This window comes from Actinoallomurus sp. NPDC052308, assembly GCF_040679195.1.
In the GTDB taxonomy this organism is placed as follows: Bacteria; Actinomycetota; Actinomycetes; order Streptosporangiales; family Streptosporangiaceae; genus Actinoallomurus; species Actinoallomurus liliacearum.
Window position 1 is genome coordinate 1 of record NZ_JBFAUM010000004.1, and the last position, 17619, is coordinate 17619.

The 17619-nt window shown below is 69.6% G+C and carries 15 protein-coding genes; 7 read left to right on the top strand and 8 right to left on the bottom strand.

Annotated features, from left to right (window positions below; translation table 11 throughout):
- From AB0L00_RS14610 to AB0L00_RS14630, 5 genes are all read right to left on the bottom strand, one after another.
- Nucleotides 1-967, bottom strand: a 967-nt coding sequence (locus AB0L00_RS14610; RefSeq protein ID WP_364433271.1) for an ABC transporter permease, incomplete at its 3' end; no start/stop codon positions are given.
- Nucleotides 964-2469, bottom strand: a complete 1506-nt coding sequence (locus AB0L00_RS14615; RefSeq protein ID WP_364433274.1) for a sugar ABC transporter ATP-binding protein — start codon at nt 2467-2469, stop codon at nt 964-966. The genes AB0L00_RS14615 and AB0L00_RS14610, both read right to left, overlap by 4 nt.
- Nucleotides 2470-2534: 65 nt before the next feature.
- Nucleotides 2535-3587 carry a sugar ABC transporter substrate-binding protein gene (locus AB0L00_RS14620; protein WP_364433277.1) on the bottom strand — a complete coding sequence of 351 codons (1053 nt, stop codon included), beginning with the start codon at nt 3585-3587 and terminating at the stop codon, nt 2535-2537.
- Nucleotides 3584-4849, bottom strand: a complete 1266-nt coding sequence (locus tag AB0L00_RS14625; protein ID WP_364433280.1) for a mandelate racemase/muconate lactonizing enzyme family protein — start codon at nt 4847-4849, stop codon at nt 3584-3586. The genes AB0L00_RS14620 and AB0L00_RS14625 overlap by 4 nt, the downstream gene beginning before the upstream one ends.
- 183 nt (nt 4850-5032) lie before the next feature.
- The gene (locus AB0L00_RS14630) at nt 5033-5962 is read right to left on the bottom strand and encodes a LysR family transcriptional regulator (RefSeq protein ID WP_364433283.1); all 930 of its coding nucleotides are present in this window, start codon (nt 5960-5962) and stop codon (nt 5033-5035) included.
- 101 nt (nt 5963-6063) lie between these two features.
- On the opposite strand from AB0L00_RS14630, the gene AB0L00_RS14635 reads away from it, so the two are divergent.
- From AB0L00_RS14635 to AB0L00_RS14645, 3 genes are read left to right on the top strand one after another with little or no spacing between them, the layout of a single operon-like run.
- Nucleotides 6064-7458 carry an FAD-linked oxidase C-terminal domain-containing protein gene (locus AB0L00_RS14635; RefSeq protein ID WP_364433286.1) on the top strand — a complete coding sequence of 465 codons (1395 nt, stop codon included), beginning with the start codon at nt 6064-6066 and terminating at the stop codon, nt 7456-7458.
- Nucleotides 7459-8511, top strand: coding sequence for a (Fe-S)-binding protein (locus AB0L00_RS14640; protein ID WP_345360931.1), 1053 nt, complete (start codon nt 7459-7461; stop codon nt 8509-8511).
- A gap of 2 nt (nt 8512-8513) precedes the next feature.
- On the top strand, nt 8514-9341 hold the full coding sequence (locus AB0L00_RS14645; RefSeq protein ID WP_364433289.1) for a fumarylacetoacetate hydrolase family protein: 828 nt from the start codon (nt 8514-8516) through the stop codon (nt 9339-9341).
- A gap of 75 nt (nt 9342-9416) precedes the next feature.
- Here the strand turns inward: AB0L00_RS14645 and AB0L00_RS14650 are convergent, their stop codons facing one another.
- A complete protein-coding gene (locus AB0L00_RS14650; RefSeq protein WP_364433292.1) occupies nt 9417-10079 on the bottom strand; it encodes a GntR family transcriptional regulator in 663 nt (220 codons plus the stop codon).
- A 109-nt stretch (nt 10080-10188) separates the two neighbouring features.
- On the opposite strand from AB0L00_RS14650, the gene AB0L00_RS14655 reads away from it, so the two are divergent.
- The 4 genes from AB0L00_RS14655 (at nt 10189) to AB0L00_RS14670 (ending at nt 15105) form a co-directional block, all read left to right on the top strand.
- Nucleotides 10189-10656 carry a MarR family transcriptional regulator gene (locus tag AB0L00_RS14655; RefSeq protein WP_364433295.1) on the top strand — a complete coding sequence of 156 codons (468 nt, stop codon included), beginning with the start codon at nt 10189-10191 and terminating at the stop codon, nt 10654-10656.
- The gene (locus tag AB0L00_RS14660) at nt 10653-12722 is read left to right on the top strand and encodes an MFS transporter (protein WP_364433298.1); all 2070 of its coding nucleotides are present in this window, start codon (nt 10653-10655) and stop codon (nt 12720-12722) included. Before AB0L00_RS14655 ends, AB0L00_RS14660 begins: the two co-directional genes overlap by 4 nt.
- Nucleotides 12723-12954: 232 nt before the next feature.
- Entirely contained in the window at nt 12955-13143 is a 189-nt protein-coding gene (locus AB0L00_RS14665; protein WP_345360946.1) for a hypothetical protein, read from the top strand.
- 318 nt (nt 13144-13461) lie between these two features.
- Entirely contained in the window at nt 13462-15105 is a 1644-nt protein-coding gene (locus AB0L00_RS14670) for a helix-turn-helix domain-containing protein (protein ID WP_364433301.1), read from the top strand.
- A 3-nt stretch (nt 15106-15108) separates the two neighbouring features.
- Here the strand turns inward: AB0L00_RS14670 and AB0L00_RS14675 are convergent, their stop codons facing one another.
- A complete protein-coding gene (locus AB0L00_RS14675) occupies nt 15109-15675 on the bottom strand; it encodes a MarR family transcriptional regulator (protein WP_345360952.1) in 567 nt (188 codons plus the stop codon).
- A 2-nt stretch (nt 15676-15677) separates the two neighbouring features.
- A complete protein-coding gene (asnB, locus tag AB0L00_RS14680) occupies nt 15678-17519 on the bottom strand; it encodes an asparagine synthase (glutamine-hydrolyzing) (protein WP_364433305.1) in 1842 nt (613 codons plus the stop codon).
- Nucleotides 17520-17619 lie beyond the last annotated feature (100 nt).

Sequence of the window (17619 nt, forward strand, 5' to 3'; positions counted from 1 at the left end):
GCACGCCGCCTTGGACGATGTACTGGTAGAACGTTGACACGCCCAGCAGGTTGAGGCCGTTGTTCAGGACGCCCACGATCAGGACACCGACGATCGAACCGATGATCTTCCCTTGTCCTCCGGTGATGGCGGTACCGCCGAGAACCACGGCGACGATGACGTCGAACTCGAAGCCGGTGCCGGAGTTGGGGTCGCCGGTGGCGATGCGGGAGTTCAAGAGGATGCCCGCGACGCCCGCGGCGAGGCCGGAGAGGATGTAGAGGGTGACTCGGGTGCGGTTGATCGGGATGCCCGAGAGGCGTGCGGCCTCCTGATTGCCGCCGCTGGCGACGGTCCACCGGCCGAGGATGGTCTTGCGCTCGACGAAGATCATGACGAGGGCGGTCACAGCGAAGATCGCGACGGGGACCGGGACCGGTCCCACGTCAGAGGTCGCCAGGTCGTTGAAGGAGAACGGCACTCCGGTGACCGGGGACCCGCCGGCGACGACGTTCGCCAGGCCGCGGCCGATGTACATGGTGCCGAGAGTGGTGATCACCGGGTTGATCCTCATCCCGACGATGAGGAAGGCGTTGAGGGCCCCGATGACGCCGCCCGCCAGAGCGCCCATGAGGAACGCCCATCCGATGGGCCAGTGGGCGTCGGCGACGAACTTGGCGGCGGTGACGCCGGCGACGGCGATGATCGAGCCGACGGACAGGTCCAGGCCGCCGGCGACCATGACGGGAGTGACCAGGCACGCGGATATGCCGATGAAGGAGACCTGGCCGAGGACGTTGGTGATGTTCTGGGACGTCGTGAACTGGCTGGTCGCGAACGACAGCCACACGCTCAGGGCGATGAGGATGCCGAGGTTCATGACGAGCGTCTTGCTCGTCGGCCGGGCGAACCAGACTTTCAGCCCGGAGCCGATCGAGGACCTTCGCGCCGGGACGGCGTCGGAGGTGATGCCTTCCATACCGGTCATGCCGCCTCCCCGTGCGCGGCGCGCAGCAGCGCTTGTTCGGACACGTCGTCGCTCGTGTACGTGGCCGCGACCGCACCGTGGAAGAGGACGATGACGCGATCGGACAGGCCGAGAACCTCGGGCAGTTCGGAGGACAGCAGCAGGACCGCCGTACCGTCGGCGGTGAGCTCCGAGATGAGACGGTAGATCTCCTCCTTGGCGCCGATGTCGACACCGACGGTGGGGTCGTCGAGGATCAGCAGCCTGGAGCCGCCGAGCATCCATCGGCCGAGAACGACCTTCTGCTGGTTTCCGCCGGAGAGCGCCGCGATGCTCTGGCCCGTCGACGCCGCCTTGAGCCGGACCCGCCGGGCCATCTCCTCGACGAGGTGCCGACGCCGCCGGTTACGGATGACGCCCCACCTGGTGTAGAGCCATGGCCGTCCCGAGCTCATGTTGTCCGTGATCGACAGCAGCGGGAACATCGCCTGGGTGGTGCGTTCCTCCGGCACGAGGCCGATGCCGGCGCGGGCGGCTCGGTAGGGATTCCGCCTGCGGCCGGTGGGCGCGGTGGGTGTCTCGATCAGGCCACTGCCGATCGGGTCGGCCCCGAAGACGGCGCGGGCGAGTTCGGTACGGCCGGAGCCGAGCAGTCCGTAGACGCCGAGGATCTCGCCGGCGTGCAGGTCGAAGCCGATCCCCTGGAGCCCGGTCGGGGTGGTCAGGTCCCGTACTCGGAGCACGACCTCCTCACGTGCGTCGGAGGTCTTGCGGAAGACGTGAGAGGCGTCGCGGCCGATCATCAGCTGGATGACGTCGGCGGTGCTGGTCTCGGCGGCGGTTCTGGTGCCGACGGTCCGGCCGTCGCGCAGGACGGTCAGCCGGTCGCTGACGGAGAGCACCTCTTCCAGCCGATGCGAGACGTAGATGATGCCGATGCCGCTGTCGCGCAGCTCGAGCAGCACTTGATGCAGGTGCTCCACCTCTTCGGTGCCCAGCGAGGCGGTGGGCTCGTCGAGGATCAGCAGCTTCGTCCGCCGCAGCAGCGCTCGGGCGATCTCGACGAGCTGCCGTTCGCCGGCGCGCAGGCTCGCGGCGGTCCGGTTCAGGTCGATGCGCATGCCCAGGCGGGCCAGGACCTCGTGGGTCGCCTCCCGCTGCCGGCCGTCGCGCAGGTAACCGAACAGCCGTTGCTCGTTGCCGAGCACGACGTTCTCCGCGACAGTGAGCTGCGGAACCAGGTTGGCGTGCTGGAAGATGACGCTGATGCCGCGGCTCATCGAGTCGGCTCGCGAGCCCAACTCGACGGCCGCTCCGTCGAACGTGATCGTTCCCGAGTCCGGCCTGACGGCGCCCGCGAGGGTCTTGATCAGCGTCGACTTACCGGCTCCGTTCTCCCCTAGGAGCGCGTGGATCTCGCCGCGGTCGACCACGAGGTTCGCACCCCGCAGTGCCCGCACGCCGTCGTAGCTCTTGGTCAGCTCATCGATCACGAGCAGGTCGGTGCCGCTCGCCGTGTGCATCGTGTCTCCTCGCCGTTGCTCATGCGTCCGTGGACGCGTCGTCGCCCGGGGCGCTCGGTGCGGGTTCATTTGCCGACACAGGGCAGGTTCGCCGTCGCGAAGTACTCGGACTTGTTGAAGTCGTTCGCGGCGGTGCAGTCGGGCCCGAGCGGCTTGTCGGGTACGTTCGCGGTGTAGGCGCTGCGCGACGGGATCTTGCCGCTGATCATCTGCCGCATGGTGTCGATCAAGGTCTGGGCCACCTCTTTGGGAGTCAGCCCGAGGTCGGCCATCAGCGGTGACGCCGGATCGGTGAGTGCGCGCAACTCCTCGTCGGTTCCGTTGATGCTGTAGAAGTAGGTGTGGTCGGGCTTCTTGCCGGTCGCGCCGCCCAGTCCCGCGGACTTGAAGGCCTGCAGTGCCCCCATCGCCATGTCGGAGTTGCAGCCGGTGGCGATGTTGTAGCCCTTGTCGCGCTGCAGGGCGTCCTCGGCGACGGTCACCGCCGTGTTCCGGTTGGCCGCGCCGTTGACGGTCGTGATCTGGGCGTCCGGCGCGACGGACTTGACCCCCTTCTCGAAGGGCCCCATGCGGTCGTTCGCGCAGCTGGAGACGCCGGTGATCGTGACGATCAGCACCTTGACGGGCTGTCCCGGGAAGTTCCGCTGGACGTACTGGGCAGCGGCCTTACCGGCGGCCTCGGTCTCCGTCTTCTCCTCCAGTCCGACGTACGGGGCGGTCGCTCCGGCCCCGAACGGGATCGCCCACCCGAGCACCGGGACCTTCGCGGCCTGCGCCTGCCTGACGAGCGGAACAGCGACGTTCGCGTCGGCCGGCTGCATGATGATGCCGTCGACGCCGCGGGTGAGCAGGTTCTGCATCAGGTCCGGCGCCTTGGTGCCCTGCCCCTGCTGGTTCTCGAAGATGATCTTGATGCCCAGGCTGTCGGCGTACTTCTGCATCTGCTTCTGCTGGGCGATCTGGTAAGCGTCGGTGTCGAAGAGGATGTCGCCGATCACGAGCTTCTTGCCACCGCCGGATCCCCCGCCACCCGTGGAACTCCCGCTGCCGCACGCGCCGGCGAGCAGCGAGGCGGCCAGCGTCGAGGCCAGCAGAGCGATACCGGTTCCGCGCTTCACTGTCCTTCTCCTTCGCTACGAGATTCGGCGGTCCGTGACCGATGCGGCTCGGCGGCGGTCCCGCCCTGCTCGGCGACGTGGCCGACACCGCGGATCTGCCAGTTACGGCGGGCGTCACGATGGACGGCCGTCGACGCGCCGGGAAGTTGCGGACGTTCCAGGTAGCCCTCGTTGACCACGCTGCGCTGCTCGAACGCGTCCTGGGTCCACGGGATGAACTCGACCAGCGGCGGCACGTCGCTCAGCGTCGTACCGACGAGGTGCTGGTGTACCTGCATCATGTCGCCGGCATGGGGGGCGATCCGCAACCCGTGCGCGGCCGCGTGATGGGCGACCTGAAGCCATTCGGTGACCCCGCCGACACGGGTCACGTCCACCTGCACCACGCGAATCGCGTCGGCCGCGATGAAACCGGCGAAGTGGTGATAGGAGTACAGGCTCTCCCCGGCGGCGATGTCGACACGCGTGGCCCGCTGCAGCCGGGCGTGCCCGTCCAGCGCGTCGGCATGCAGGGGCTCTTCGATCCAGTCCATGCCGACCTCTTCCAGGACCGGCAGGAGCCGGCCGGCCGTCGACAGATCCCAGCGCTGGTTGGCGTCGCACATCAGGGTGATGCCGTCGCCGATCGCTCGGCGGACCGCGCGTACCCGATGGGCGTCCTCCCGCCAGTCGGGCTTGCCGACCTTGATCTTCACTCGGCGCCAGCCGCGGTCGATCAGCGAGGTCAGATCCCGCACCAGCGTGTCGACCGGGTAGTTCAGCCAGCCTCCATCGGTGTTGTAGGTCTCGATCGCCTCGGCGCTGCCGCCCAGCAGCCGCCACAGCGGCACCTCGGCCCGTTGCGCCGCGAGATCCCACAACGCGATATCGACCATCGCCAGTGCCATGTGCACCACGCCGGCCCGGCCGAGCCAGTGGGTCGGCAGCCAGTACAACCGCTTCCAGGTCCCGAGGATGTCCTCGGACGCGGCTCCCAGCAGCGAGGGCGCGTAGTAGCGGCTGATCACATCGCACAGCAGCTCTGGAGCGCAGTGCACTCCGGAGATGCCCGTTCCGACACGTCCGTCGGCCGTGCGGATCTCGACCACGGGGACGATCCAGGACCGCAGCCCCGCCGTGGAATCGGCGATCGGCTGCTTGAGGGGGACGGCCAGCGCGTAGGTCTCCACGGATGTGATGACCGCGCCGGCGTCACCGCGCGGCAGGTCCACCAACGGCGGCGAGAGCACCCCGAACGCGTCGTCAGAGTCGTCTAGTCCCATCCCGTATCCTTCCTGAACTGCGGCGAACGCCGATCTGAGAGTTCGAGTTCGGCACACATTCAGCCACCGGCAACACGTCCGTAACAACGACGAGTTGTGGATACAAGGGATTCGAAACACGAATAACGCCGGGCGACGGGCCGACGCCGCCTCAGGCAAGGGCAGAACTCGGCCCGGGACGGCTCAGTCGGGGATGGGAAGCGTGCCGGGAGGCCGCTCGCTCGCCACGGCGAGATCGATGAACGCCTGCGCGACCCGGCTCAACGGCCGTTCGGAGTGCCACCACAGGCCCACGTCGCGGTACAGGTGGGGGTCGTCGACCAGGCGTGTCTCGAGCCCGTCGCGGCGAGCCATGGTCGCCGCGAGCAGGTTGACCAATCCGAGGCCGAGCCCCGCCCGCACCATCGCGGTCAGCGTGGTCGGCTGGTGCGAGACGATCCCGACCTCGGGCTCCAGCCGACTGGAGTGCATGGCCAGCGACGCCTCGTACCCCAGGATGGGCGTGTCCAGCGGATCGCCGATCGTGATGACCGGGTACTGGGCGATCTCTTCGAGGCCGATGGACTCCTGGGCCAGGATGGGATGACCGAGGGGGGCCAGGACCACGAACGGCTCCCGCCACAGCGGCCGCCGGAGCAGAGCATGATCCGCGGGTTCCGGCCGGTACGGCCGGATCGCGACCGCGGCCCGCCGTACCGACAGCGTCGACTCGATCACCTGCACGTCGCCGTCGAGAACCCCCACCTCGATCAGCGGGTTCTTCTCACGCAACCGCTTCAGCAACGGCGGCAGGAACTCCGAGCTCGCGCTCGCGAAACTGGCGATCGTCAGCCGGCCCGCGACCGACGTCGTCGACCGCATGTCCGACACCGTGTCGTCGACGGCGGCGATGATCGACCGTGCCCGGGGAAGCAGCCGCTTGCCCTCATCCGTCAAGGTCAGCGGGCGGGTACGCCGCTCGATCAGCGGGCATCCCAGCGCCTTCTCCAGGCTCGCGACGTGCGCCGAGATGCGGGGCTGCGACAGGTGGACGCGCGCAGCCGCTCGGGCGAAGCCGCCGGAGTCGACGACCTCCAGCCAGGAGCGCAGCCAGGTGAGCTCCAGATCGGTCATGGGCACCTCCACTGCCGCTCACCCTAATCGCGGGGCGCGCATCCGCGTCGATCGATCCCGACTCTGGACGACGGCCTGCTGCCATGCTTACATGTCTGACAATGTTCAGTGATCGATCTCTCTCCACCAATGTCCTGCGGCAGCTCCGCTCGGTCGTCGGCGACGAGAATGTGCGCACCGACCCCGGGGTGCTCGAGGCGTACGCGCGGGATGCGACGCCGCTGTTCCACGCCTACCCACAGGCGGTCGTCGAGCCCGACGACGCGCCGCAGATCGCCGAGATCGTCCGCATCGCCGTCGAGCATCGCCTCCCGGTCATTCCGCGAGGCTCCGGGTCGAACCTGTGCGCCGCCACCTCGGCCCAGCAGGGCGGCATCGTCTTGACCACGGCCCAGATGCGGCGCATCGAGGAGATCGCCCCGGCAGAGCTGCTGGCCCGGGTCCAGCCCGGCGTGACGACCGCGGCGCTGGCGAAGGCGGCAGGCGAGCACGGCCTGTTCTATCCGCCCGACCCGGGCAGCCACACCGTCTCCACGATCGGCGGCAACATCGCCACCTGCGCCGGCGGACTGCGCGGGCTGAAGTACGGCGTCACCCGCGACTACGTCCTCGGCCTCACCGCCGTGCTCGGAACCGGTGAGATCGTCGCCACCGGTGGCCGGTTGTGGAAGGACGTCGCGGGATACGACCTGACCCGGCTGCTCACGGGCTCGGAAGGAACCCTCGGCATCATCACCGAGGCCACCGTCGCCCTGCTGCCCGCGCCCGCGACGACGGGAACCGGACTGGCCTACTTCGCCGACCTCGCGGCGGCGGGCCATGCCGTGACCGAGATCATCGCGCGCGGCGTCGTGCCCGCGACGCTGGAGTTCCTCGACCGCCGGTGCATGGACGCCGTCGACGCCTACGCCCACCTCGGGCTGCACGCGACGGCCGGCGCGATGCTGCTCTTCGGCGACGACGGCGGCGACGATCAGGTGGCCGCGAGTCTCGCGCGGATGCGACAGGCGTGTCTCGACAGCGGCGCCCTGTCCGTCGAGATCGGTGGCGTCGCCGAGGCCGAGTCGCTGCTGGCCGCCCGCCGCTGCACCCTCCCGGCGCTGTCCCGGCTCGGCTCCCTGACGATCCTCGAGGACGCGAGCGTGCCCCGGCCCCGTCTCGCCGAGATGGTCGCCCGCATCGACGACATCGCGCGCCGGCACGACGTCGTGATCGCGACATTCGGGCATGCCGGTGACGGCAACCTCCACCCGACGTGCGTGCTGCCCTCCGCCGAGGACACCGAGGCCGTCGCCCGGGCCGAACGCGCCTTCGGCGAGATCTTCCGAACCGCGATCGCGCTCGGCGGGACGATCACCGGCGAGCACGGCGTCGGCGCGGCGAAGCTGCCCTATCTGGCCGAACGCCTCGGGCCGGAGCAGACGGCCCTGCTGCGCCGGATCAAGTCCGCCTTCGATCCGGCGGGCATCCTCAACCCCGGAAAGTTGGGATCATAAGTGGCCGCCCTCTTCGACGCCGACCGGCTGAGCCGCTGCATCTCCTGCGGGTTCTGTCTCCCGGCGTGTCCCACCTATGCCATGACCGGTGACGAGGCGTCCTCGCCCCGCGGCCGGATCACCCTCATGCGAGCGCTCGAGGCCGGGCGGCTCGACGTCGACGATCCCACCCTGGCCGAGCAGGCTTCCCTCTGCCTCGGCTGCCGCGCCTGCGAGCCGGTCTGTCCCGCCGGCGTCGAGTACGGCCAACTGCTCGAGCAGTGGCGCGGCGCGCAGTGGCAGGGACGCCGCCGTCCGCTGATCGTGCGCGCCCTTGTCCTGCTGGTGAGGCTGCGCCCGGCCCACCGGCTCGCCGGGATCCTCCGGCGGGCCGCCCGCCGGAGGGCCGACGAGGCCGACCAGCTGATGCTCGGCTGCGTGGAGCGGACGCTGTTCCCGCGTGTCAGCCGTGCCGCGCTCGCGTTGGCACCGGGCCTCGCGGCGGATCCGGACCAGGGCTGCTGCGGCGCGCTGCACGCGCACAACGGAGAGCCCGAACGGGGCGCGGCGCTGGCCCGCCGCCTCGGCGACGACCTGCCCGGCACCATCGTCACCACCTCAGGCGGATGCGCCGCCCATCTCGCCTCGGTGATCGGGCGGGAGCGGGTACGGGAGTTCTCCGAATACGTCCAGGACCAGCGGTTCCAGCCGGTCCTGATCGACGGCCGGCCCGCCCGGGTGACCTTGCAGGACTCCTGTCACCTTCGCAACGGCCTCGGCGTGTGGCGCGAACCGCGGCGACTGCTGCAGAGTGTCGCGGACTATGTCGAACTTCCCTCGGCGGCCACGTGCTGCGGCGCCGCCGGCACGTACTCGCTGGTCCGCCCACGCGAATCGCGGGCGCTGGCGAAGGCCAAGGTGGCCGAAATCGAGGCCGCCGGCGTCGACATGGTGGTCGCGGTCAACCCCGGGTGCCTGCGCCAGCTTCGCCAGGCACTGCGCCGACACCGATCACGTGTCCGCGCGGTGCACCTGACCGAGTTCCTCGCCCTCTCAACGAAAGGACCACACTGACCATGAGATTCGCGCGTACGGGTGAGCCGGGAGCCGAGCGGCCCATCGTGTCCGGGCCCGACGGCCTCTGGCGCGATCTGACTCCGCTCACCGACACCATCGACATGGAGCTCGTGAACTCTCCGGAACGGCTCGACCTCGGCAGACTGCCGGTCGTCGAGCCGGGGCGCTTCGGCCCTCCACTCGACCGGGTCGGGAAGATCATCTGCATCGGGCTCAACTACGCCGACCACGCGCGCGAGACCGGTGCCACCCCGCCCGAGGAGCCGATCCTCTTCCTCAAGACGGCGGACACCGTCGTCGGTCCTCACGATGACGTGCTGATTCCTCGTGGTTCGAAGAAGACCGACTGGGAGGTGGAGCTCGCAGTCGTCATCGGCACCACCGCGCGCTACCTCGACTCTGTCGAGCAGGCCCGCGCCTGTATCGCCGGGTACGCGATCAGCAACGACGTGTCGGAGCGGGAGTTCCAGCTCGAGCGCGGCGGCCAGTGGGACAAGGGCAAGAACTGCGAGACCTTCAACCCGCTGGGCCCGTGGATACTCAGCGCCGACGAGGTCACCGATCCGCAGGATCTCCGTCTCAGGCTGTGGGTGAACGGCGAGCTGCGCCAGAACGGCACCACCGCCGACATGATCTTCGGAGTCGACCATCTCGTCTGGTACCTCAGCCAGTTCATGGTCCTGCGGCCGGGCGACATCATCAACACCGGAACGCCGGCCGGCGTCGCGATGGGATCGGCCACGGCCGACTACCTGAAGGCGGGCGACGTCGTCGAACTGGAGATCGACGGTCTCGGCCGGCAGCGCCAGCGGACTCGGCAGGCCTGACGTTCCGAACCCGGCTCCGGGCATGCGGCGACGACCGGAAAGGCGCACCGGCGTCCGCCGCACGCCCGGAGCCGGCTACTCCTTCAGGCCGTCCGGTCCGCTCTTCAGCAGCGCGTCCCGTGCTCCGGCCAGGTGCCGCCGGGCGGCCTCCACCGCGCCGGGCCCGTCCCCGCTTCGGATCGCCTGGAGGATCCGCCGATGCTCGCCGGCGATCCGCGTACGGCCGAGGGCCTGCCGCGTCTGCATCATGCACAGGTGGACCTCCCCCGCCAGCGCGTTGTAGGAGCGTTCGAGGCGCCGGCTGCCGGCCGCCGCCGCCAGGGCACGGTGGAAGCCCAGGTCCGCGGCCACGAACGAGCTGGTCACCGCGTCATCGGCCAGCCTCTCCAAGGCGACGATCGCGTTCTCGGCGTCGTCCAGCCGGACATCGTTCGCCTGACTGAGACGCTCGACCATCGCCAGCTCCAGCGGGATGCGGACGAAGTACAGATCCTCGATGTCCTGAGCGGAGAGGGATGGAACAACGGCCGCATGGTGCGAGTCCTGTCGGAGCAGGCCCTCGAACACCAGCGTGCGCACCGCCGCTTTCGCCGTCGGCCGCGACACCTGGAAACGCCGTGCCACCTCCACCTCGGCGACCGGCGCCGCCGGCGGCCACTGCCCGTCGAGGATCTGCTCCCGCAGCGCCTCGACCAGCGCGTCGACCACCGTGACCGTCAAGAGACCCGATCGAGACATGTGGACATGATTACACGTCTGACAACTTGGCCGGGGCATGTGGCCGCATCGCACGCAGTTAGACAAGCAACTTGGCAAAGTTGCTTGTCTAACTGCTAACGTGCAGGCCATGGAGGGAAATCTCGGGTCAAAGCCGTCAGCGGCGACGGCGCAGCGTCTCGATCACGCGATCAAGCGCCTGCGGGGACGCCTGCGTACCGAGTCGGGGATGTACTCTCTCGGGCTGACCATCACCCAGCTCTCGGTGCTGCGCAGCGTGGTGGACGAGGGCCCGATCACCGCGGCCCGTCTCGCCGCGCTGGAGCACGTCAGCCCGCAGTCCATCGCGCAGAGCCTCGCGGTGCTCAAGGCCGCCAGGCTGGTCCGCGGCGAGCCGGACCCGGAGGACCGCCGGAAGACCCTGATCAGCGCTGATCCATCCGCTGCCGAGCTCATCACCTCGCTGCTGGCCGGCCGCGAGTCCTTCCTGGCGCGAGCCATCGACCAAGTCGTCGCCCCCGGGGAGCGCGAGAGCCTGGAGAAGGCCATCGAGCTGCTGGAACGTCTCGCCGCGGCGGATCTGAGCGGCGGCGCATGAACACCGACGCCGCTGCGGCGGACTCGCCGTCGCGCGACGGCGAACGCGATCCCTTCGCCTGGACCTTCACCGCGCCGCTCTACGTGGGCTCCAGCCTCAACCCGATCAACAGCTCCATCATCGCGACGGCGCTGGTGCCCATCGCCACCGGCCTGCACGTCTCGGTGGGCAGCACTTCCGTGCTGGTCACCTCGCTGTATCTGACCAGCGCCATCGCGCAGCCCACGGCGGGCAAGCTGGCGGAGGTGCTCGGCCCGCGCCGGGTCTTCCTCGGCGGCATCCTCCTGGTGCTGCTCGGCGGCCTGGTCGGCGGCTTCGGCCGGAACCTGGCGATGCTGACCGTTGCCCGCGTGCTCGTCGGCGTCGGAACCTCGGCCGGCTTCCCGTCGGCGATGGTGCTGATCCGGCGCCGCGCGGCGGACGCCGGGCTGAAGTCGCCGCCGGGCGGCGTGCTCGGTGGTATCGCGGTCACCGGCATGGCCACCGTGGCCATCGGCCCGCCGATCGGTGGCCTGCTGGTCGGCGCCGCAGGCTGGCGCTGGGCCTTCCTGATCAACATCCCGGTCACCGCGCTCGCGATGGCGATGGCCGTGCGTTGGGTGCCCAGGGACCCGGTACGCGAGGGCGGACCGCGCGGTTTCCGCGAGGTCGCCGACCGGATCGACCTGCCCGGGATCCTCGGCTTCGCCACGGCGATGACCTCGCTGATCATCTTCTTGATGAGCCTGCCGCACGCCGACTGGTACGCGCTCGCCGCCTTCATGGTGGTCGCCGTGCCGACGGTGTGGTGGGAACTGCGTACGACCGGGCCGTTCTTCGACCTTCGCGGGCTCGCCGCCAACGGCGCCCTCGGCCGGACCTACCTGCGGCAGGCGTTCACCCTGCTCGGCATCTACACCGTGATGTACGGGATGACGCAGTGGATGGAGGCGGCACGCGGGATCTCCGCCGAGGACGCCGGACTGCTGCTGCTGCCGATGGGCGCGGTCTCCGCGCTGCTGTCACGCCCGCTCGCCAGCCGCAACCTGGTCCGCGGTCCGCTGATCGCCTCGGCGGCGACCATGCTGGCCGGGTCCATCGGCATCGTGCTGCTCACCTCGCACAGCCCGATGGTCGCGATCGTCTCGGTTTCACTGATCTTCGGCGTCACCTCGGCCGTCACCACGGTCGGCAATCAGACCGCCCTCTACCTCTCGGCGTCGCCGGAGCAGATCGGCACCGCGTCCGGCCTGTTCCGGACCTTCGGGTACCTCGGAACCATCGTCTCGGCCGTGGCCACCGGCATCGTCTTCCGCGACGGGGTCGGCGACCACGGCCTGCACACCCTCGGCGTCGTGCTGGTCGCGGCGGGTGTCGTGGTCCTGCTGCTGACGGTCCTGGACCGCCGACTGATGGGCCGCCGCGACACCGACCAGCGCTCCGGCACCGACGACAACGCAACCAGTAACACCACCCAAGGAGAACAGCACGTGAGCACCACTGCAGTCCCGGCGATCGATCCCGAGCGGACCGCCCTGCTGGCGATGGACTTCCAGAACGGGATCGTCGCCCATATCCCCGACCGCGACGCGCTGCTCGAGCGGGTCGACAGCGCCATCGCCGAGGTCCGCGCCGCCGGCGGCACCATCGGGTACGTCCGCGTCGCCTTCACCGAGGACGACTGGGCGGCCGTCCCGGAGACCAACAAGACCTTCACCGCGGTCGCCGCGGCCAAGATGATGCACCACCAGGACTCCACCACCCAGCTCAACGAGCGGATCGCTCCCCAGGAGGGCGACATCGTGGTACGCAAGATCCGCTTCGGGGGGATCTCCACCACCGACCTCGACCGGCAACTGCGCGATCGCGGCATCGACACCCTGGTGCTCTCCGGCATCAGCACCAGCGGCGTCGTCCTCTCCACCCTCATCGACGCCGCCGACCGCGACTATCGCGTCTACATCCTGTCGGACGGCGTCGCCGACCCCGACGCCGAAGCCCATGAGGTGCTGGTGAACAAGGTGTTCCCGTCCCGGGCGCACGTCATCGACACGACCCGGCTCCACGAACTGCTGCGGTCCGCCTGACGCAGCGGTCTCCTGGACGGCACTGGGGTCGCTTACCGGAGACCCTGGGTATTCAGGGGCACGTCCCGCATAGTCGGCCGCGATGGAGCCGCGCCGAGGTCTCCTCGGGCCGTGGCCGCGTAGGCGCCCGGAGATGACGCGTCGTCTCAACATTAGACGTCCCGCGTTGGCGTAGCGGGTTTGTCTGGGAGTGGTGACCGACCGGCCACCCGCACCCATCTAGGAGATCACGATGCTGAAGAAGACGATCGCAGCGCTGGGTCTGGCGACAGCCGCCGCCGTCTTCGCCCCGCCTGCGTACGCAGCCGCCAGTGCCCCGACGGCCGGCACCGGCCATGTCGTCGCAGTCGGCGCCTCCCCGAACCCGATGATGGCGCCCATGAGCGACGGCAGCCCGACAGGTGGTCGGGGACGCCGCTGAGCCTCCGTCCCTCAACACGGATCGAGGTCGGCACTCCATCCACGGCGGCCCGGGTCCGCGTCCGGGCCGCCGTCTTCCCGGGAGGAATCGCTTCTACGCTCTACGGCTGCGATGACCTGGCACCCACCGGGTGCTGTGGGCATAGTCTGAAGGTGAGAGGGAGCGGACGCTACCAGCGCCAGGGGGCCGGTAGTGATCGAGACCAGCGGCGATCCATGCCGCGCTGTGGCCAAGGCCAGAGAGCTTTTCCTGGAATCGGGGAACCTTCCCCGCCTGCCGATCCGGACCGGGATCGTAGAGTCGTGGCGGCGTTCGCGGTTGTCCGGTGTCGCCAGTGATCACCTTGATCCGCCGTATTTCGACGATCTCGACACCGATGGCCGCCTGATCCACGCCGCGACACCCGTGCTGGACCGGCTGCAGGAGGTGCTGTCCGACGCCTCGGCCAGCCTTCTGCTGACCGACGCCCACGGCCGGATCCTCGATCGGCGGGTCGAACACGCCTCCCTGGCCGCATGCCTCGACCGGCTCCAGCTCGCCCCGGGCTTCGGCTACGGCGAGGAGTACGTCGGGACCAACGGCATCGGGACCGCGATCGAGGCGCGCCAGGTCGCCGCCGTCTTCGGCACCGAGCACTTCACCGAACGACTGCACGCGATGGCGTGCGCGGGAGCACCCGTTCACAACCCGCTGACGGGACGACTGGCCGGCCTGATCGACATCACATGCTGGATCAAGGACGCCAACCCGTTGATGGCCGCCCTGGCGAGCGAGGCCGCCGAGGACATCGAACAGCGGCTGCTGGAACTCGGATCGGAGCACGAGAGGGCTCTGCTCACCGCGTTCCTCGGCATCAGCAGACGCGGCGGCGCCGTCGTCACCGTCAGCGAGGACCTGGTCATCGCCAACGAGCACGCCGCTCATCTGCTCGACTCCACCGACCACACGATCCTCAGGGACAAGGTGACGGAGCTGTCGCGGGCGGGCCGGGAACTGGTCGAGCAGGTCATGCTGGCAGGAGGCGACATGGCCACCATTCGGCTCCGCCCGGTGGGGGCGCGGGCCGAACCGGCCGGTGCCATCGTCGAGATCGAGATCGCACCGGACGCCCGGCCACCTCGGCACCTGATCCGGCCTCCCCAGCTCAGGCTGGCCGGCAGTTCCTACGCGTTCACCAAGGCGTGCACCGATCTGGAGACGCACTGCAGGAACCGCACCTGGGTGCTCCTGGAAGGCGAGCCTGGAGTGGGCAAACTGGCGCTCGCTGAGGCCGTGCACCGCAGCCACAGCCCGGCGAGCCCCTTCGTGGTGATCCGGCCACAGGATCTCGCCGAGGATCGGCCGGCCTGCCAACGCCGGATCACCGAAGCCATCGGCACACCCGGAGCCACCGTGGTACTGCGCCACCCGGAGCGGTACCCCCAAGAGACCATCCCGGCGCTCCTGGCGTGGATGCGCACCACTGCTCACCATCCGGGTCGGCCCTGGGTGGTCGCCACCACCCACCTCGAGGCCAGGCCGCCGGAGGACCTGTCGTCCGCGCTGGCGGTGACGCTGACCATGCCGGCGCTGCGCCACCGGATCGAGGACGTGCGCGACCTCGTGCCTGCCCTGCTGCGCAGGCTCTCCCGCGGCGGGCCCGTATCGTGCTCACCTGCGGCCATGCGGGTGTTGCTGCGCTATGGCTGGCCGGGCAATGTCACCGAACTCCTTCAGGCACTGCGATCCGCACTGACCCGCAGACGGATCGGCGAGATCCAACCGCAGGACCTGCCCGAGTCCTGCCACGTGACCAGCCGGCGCGTACTCACCCCATGGGAGTCCATGGAGCGCGACGCGATCGTCCGCACGCTGCGGGACACCGACGGTGACAAGGCCCTCGCGGCCCATCTGCTGGGCATCTCGCGGGCGACCATCTACCGGAAGATCAGCACATACGGCATCTCGATCGACGGCCGGTGAGCGTCAAGCACCCGGTTCCCGCCGAACGTCACTCGACGGATCCATCGCGTAGCGCCGCCCGCTCGCCGTGGCCGGGGGCCCGGCCGGCGTCCCGTCGCGGTCGGGCGTGTCGCCCGGCGGTCGCGGGTCCGGTGGGGCCGGCAGGTCGGCCAGGTGGCTGAGGACGGGTGCGGTTGCCAGGAGCAGGTTCGCCTGCTCCGACGGGATGGCCGACATCAGCCCGGCGAGGACCTCCGCCTGGCCGCGTGCGAACGAGCGGAGGATCTCCCTGCCCGCCTCGGTGCCGACCACCTGGGTTGCGCGGCCGTCGGCGGGGTCCGCCTTGCGGTCGACGTACCCGCCCGCCAGCAGCCCCGCCACCGCGGTGGTGGCGGTCGGCTGCGAGCAGGGGACGCGCCGGGCGATCTCGCCGATGCGCAGCGGGCCGTGCTGGGTCAGCAGGGCCAGCACGATCAGTTGCGTCGGGTGCACCGTGCCGCTCTGGCCCGACGCGCGGAGACGGCGCATGAGGCGGTGCATCGCGATGACGACGTCGAGCGCCTCGTCGGTGTGCACCGCCTCTTCGGTCATGGTCAGGATGGTTTCAGGGTTGGTTTGTACATGTCCAGCCAAAGAGCCAGGTCGAGCGTGCGTTCGAGGCCATGGCGGGACGCCTGTGTGATCTGTGGTGTGTCGACCTCGACCGCGCGGGCGAGCCAGTCGCGGCTGACGATGTCGAACACGGCGTGGTCGGGGGTGGACAGGTACTCGCGGGCGTTCTCCTGCAGCTTCACCGCGTACGCGGGGTCCTGTGTGGACGGGTACGGCGACTTCACCCGCTCCACCACCGACTGCGGCAGCACGTCGCGCGTGGCGCCGCGCAGCAGCGACTTCTCCCTCCCGTCGTAGGTCTTGAGCGACCAGGGCGTGTTGTAGACGTACTCCACCAGGCGGTGGTCGCAGAAGGGCACGCGCACCTCCAGACCGACCGCCATCGAGGCGCGGTCCTTACGGTCCAGGAGGATGCGCACGAAATGCGTCAGGTGCAGATAGCACACCTTGCGCATGCGCCATTCGAAGTCGCTCTCTCCGTCGAGCCGCTGGATCCGGGCCACCGAGGTGTCGTAGGCGTCCTGGACGTACCGCGGCAGATCGATGGTCGCGGCGAGCTCGGGAGCGAGGATGCTGTCGTCCTCACCGAAGTGCCGGGCGAACCGCACCAGCCAGGGGAACGTCGTGGCCTGCTGGGCCACCGGATCGAAGAACTGCTGGTAGCCGCCGAAGACCTCATCGGCCGACTCCCCCGACAGCGCCACCGTCGAGTGCTCGCGGATCGACTTGAACAGCAGGTAGAGCGAGGCGTCCATGTCACCGAACCCCGCCGGGATGTCCCGGGCCCGGATGACCTTCGAGCGCACGTCCGGGTCGGCGAGCTCGTCGGAGTCGAGCACGATGTCCTGGTGCTCGGTGCGGGACTTCGCCGCGACGTCGTGCACGTACGGCGTGTCGGGCGTGCCGCGCAGCTCGTCGGGGACGAAGTTCTCGGTCTGCCCGACGAAGTCCACGGCGAAGCTGCGCACCGTCTCGCCGACCTCGGCGAGCTGCTCGGCGGCGATCGCCGTCATCGCCGACGAGTCGAGCCCGCCGGACAGCAGGGTGCAGCGCGGCACGTCGGAGACGAGCTGGCGGCGGACGATGTCCTCCAGCAGTTCGCGCACGTGAGCGACCGACGTCTCCTGGTCATCGGTGTGCTCACGGGTCTCGAGCGTCCAGTAGCGGGTGGTGCGCACGCCGTTCGTACCGACCGTCACGATCGTGCCGGGCTCGACCTCGCGCATGCCCTCCCAGATCGCGTGGCCGGGCGTCTTGACGAACGCGAACAGCTCGCGGAGACCGTCGAGGGTCACGGTGCGCTCCGCGAGGGGGTTGGCCAGGATCGCCTTCGGCTCGGAGCCGAACAGCACGCCGTCGGAGGTCTCGTAGTAGTAGAAGGGCTTGATGCCCATGCGGTCGCGGACCATGATGAGGCGGTTCTCGCGAGAGTCCCAGATGGCGAAGGCGTACATGCCGTTGAGCCGCTCGACGAAGGCGTCGCCCCACTCCACGTAGGCCTGCAGGACGACCTCGGTGTCGGAGTCGGTCCGGAACCGGCGCCCGCGCCCGATCAGCTCGCGGCGCAGTTCGGAGAAGTTGTACGCCTCTCCGGAGTAGACCATCACCACGGGCCCGCCGGGCGTGTCGACGCTCATCGGCTGGCGTCCGCCGGGCAGGTCGATGATGGCCAGCCGTCTGTGGCCGAGCGCCGCGTGCCGACCGACCCAGGTGCCGCGGTCATCCGGGCCACGGCAGGACATCGTCTCCGTCATCGCGTCCACGGTCGGCTGCTCCGCCCGCAGGTCGCGGCCGAACGCCACCCAACCGGTGATTCCGCACATGGGCTACCTCCAGCGCCAACGCCGAGGACTCGCACCGGACGTAGCCCTCGGCTCACGGTCCGCATAGTTGCATTAGGCATCTATGCAATTCCATGTTACG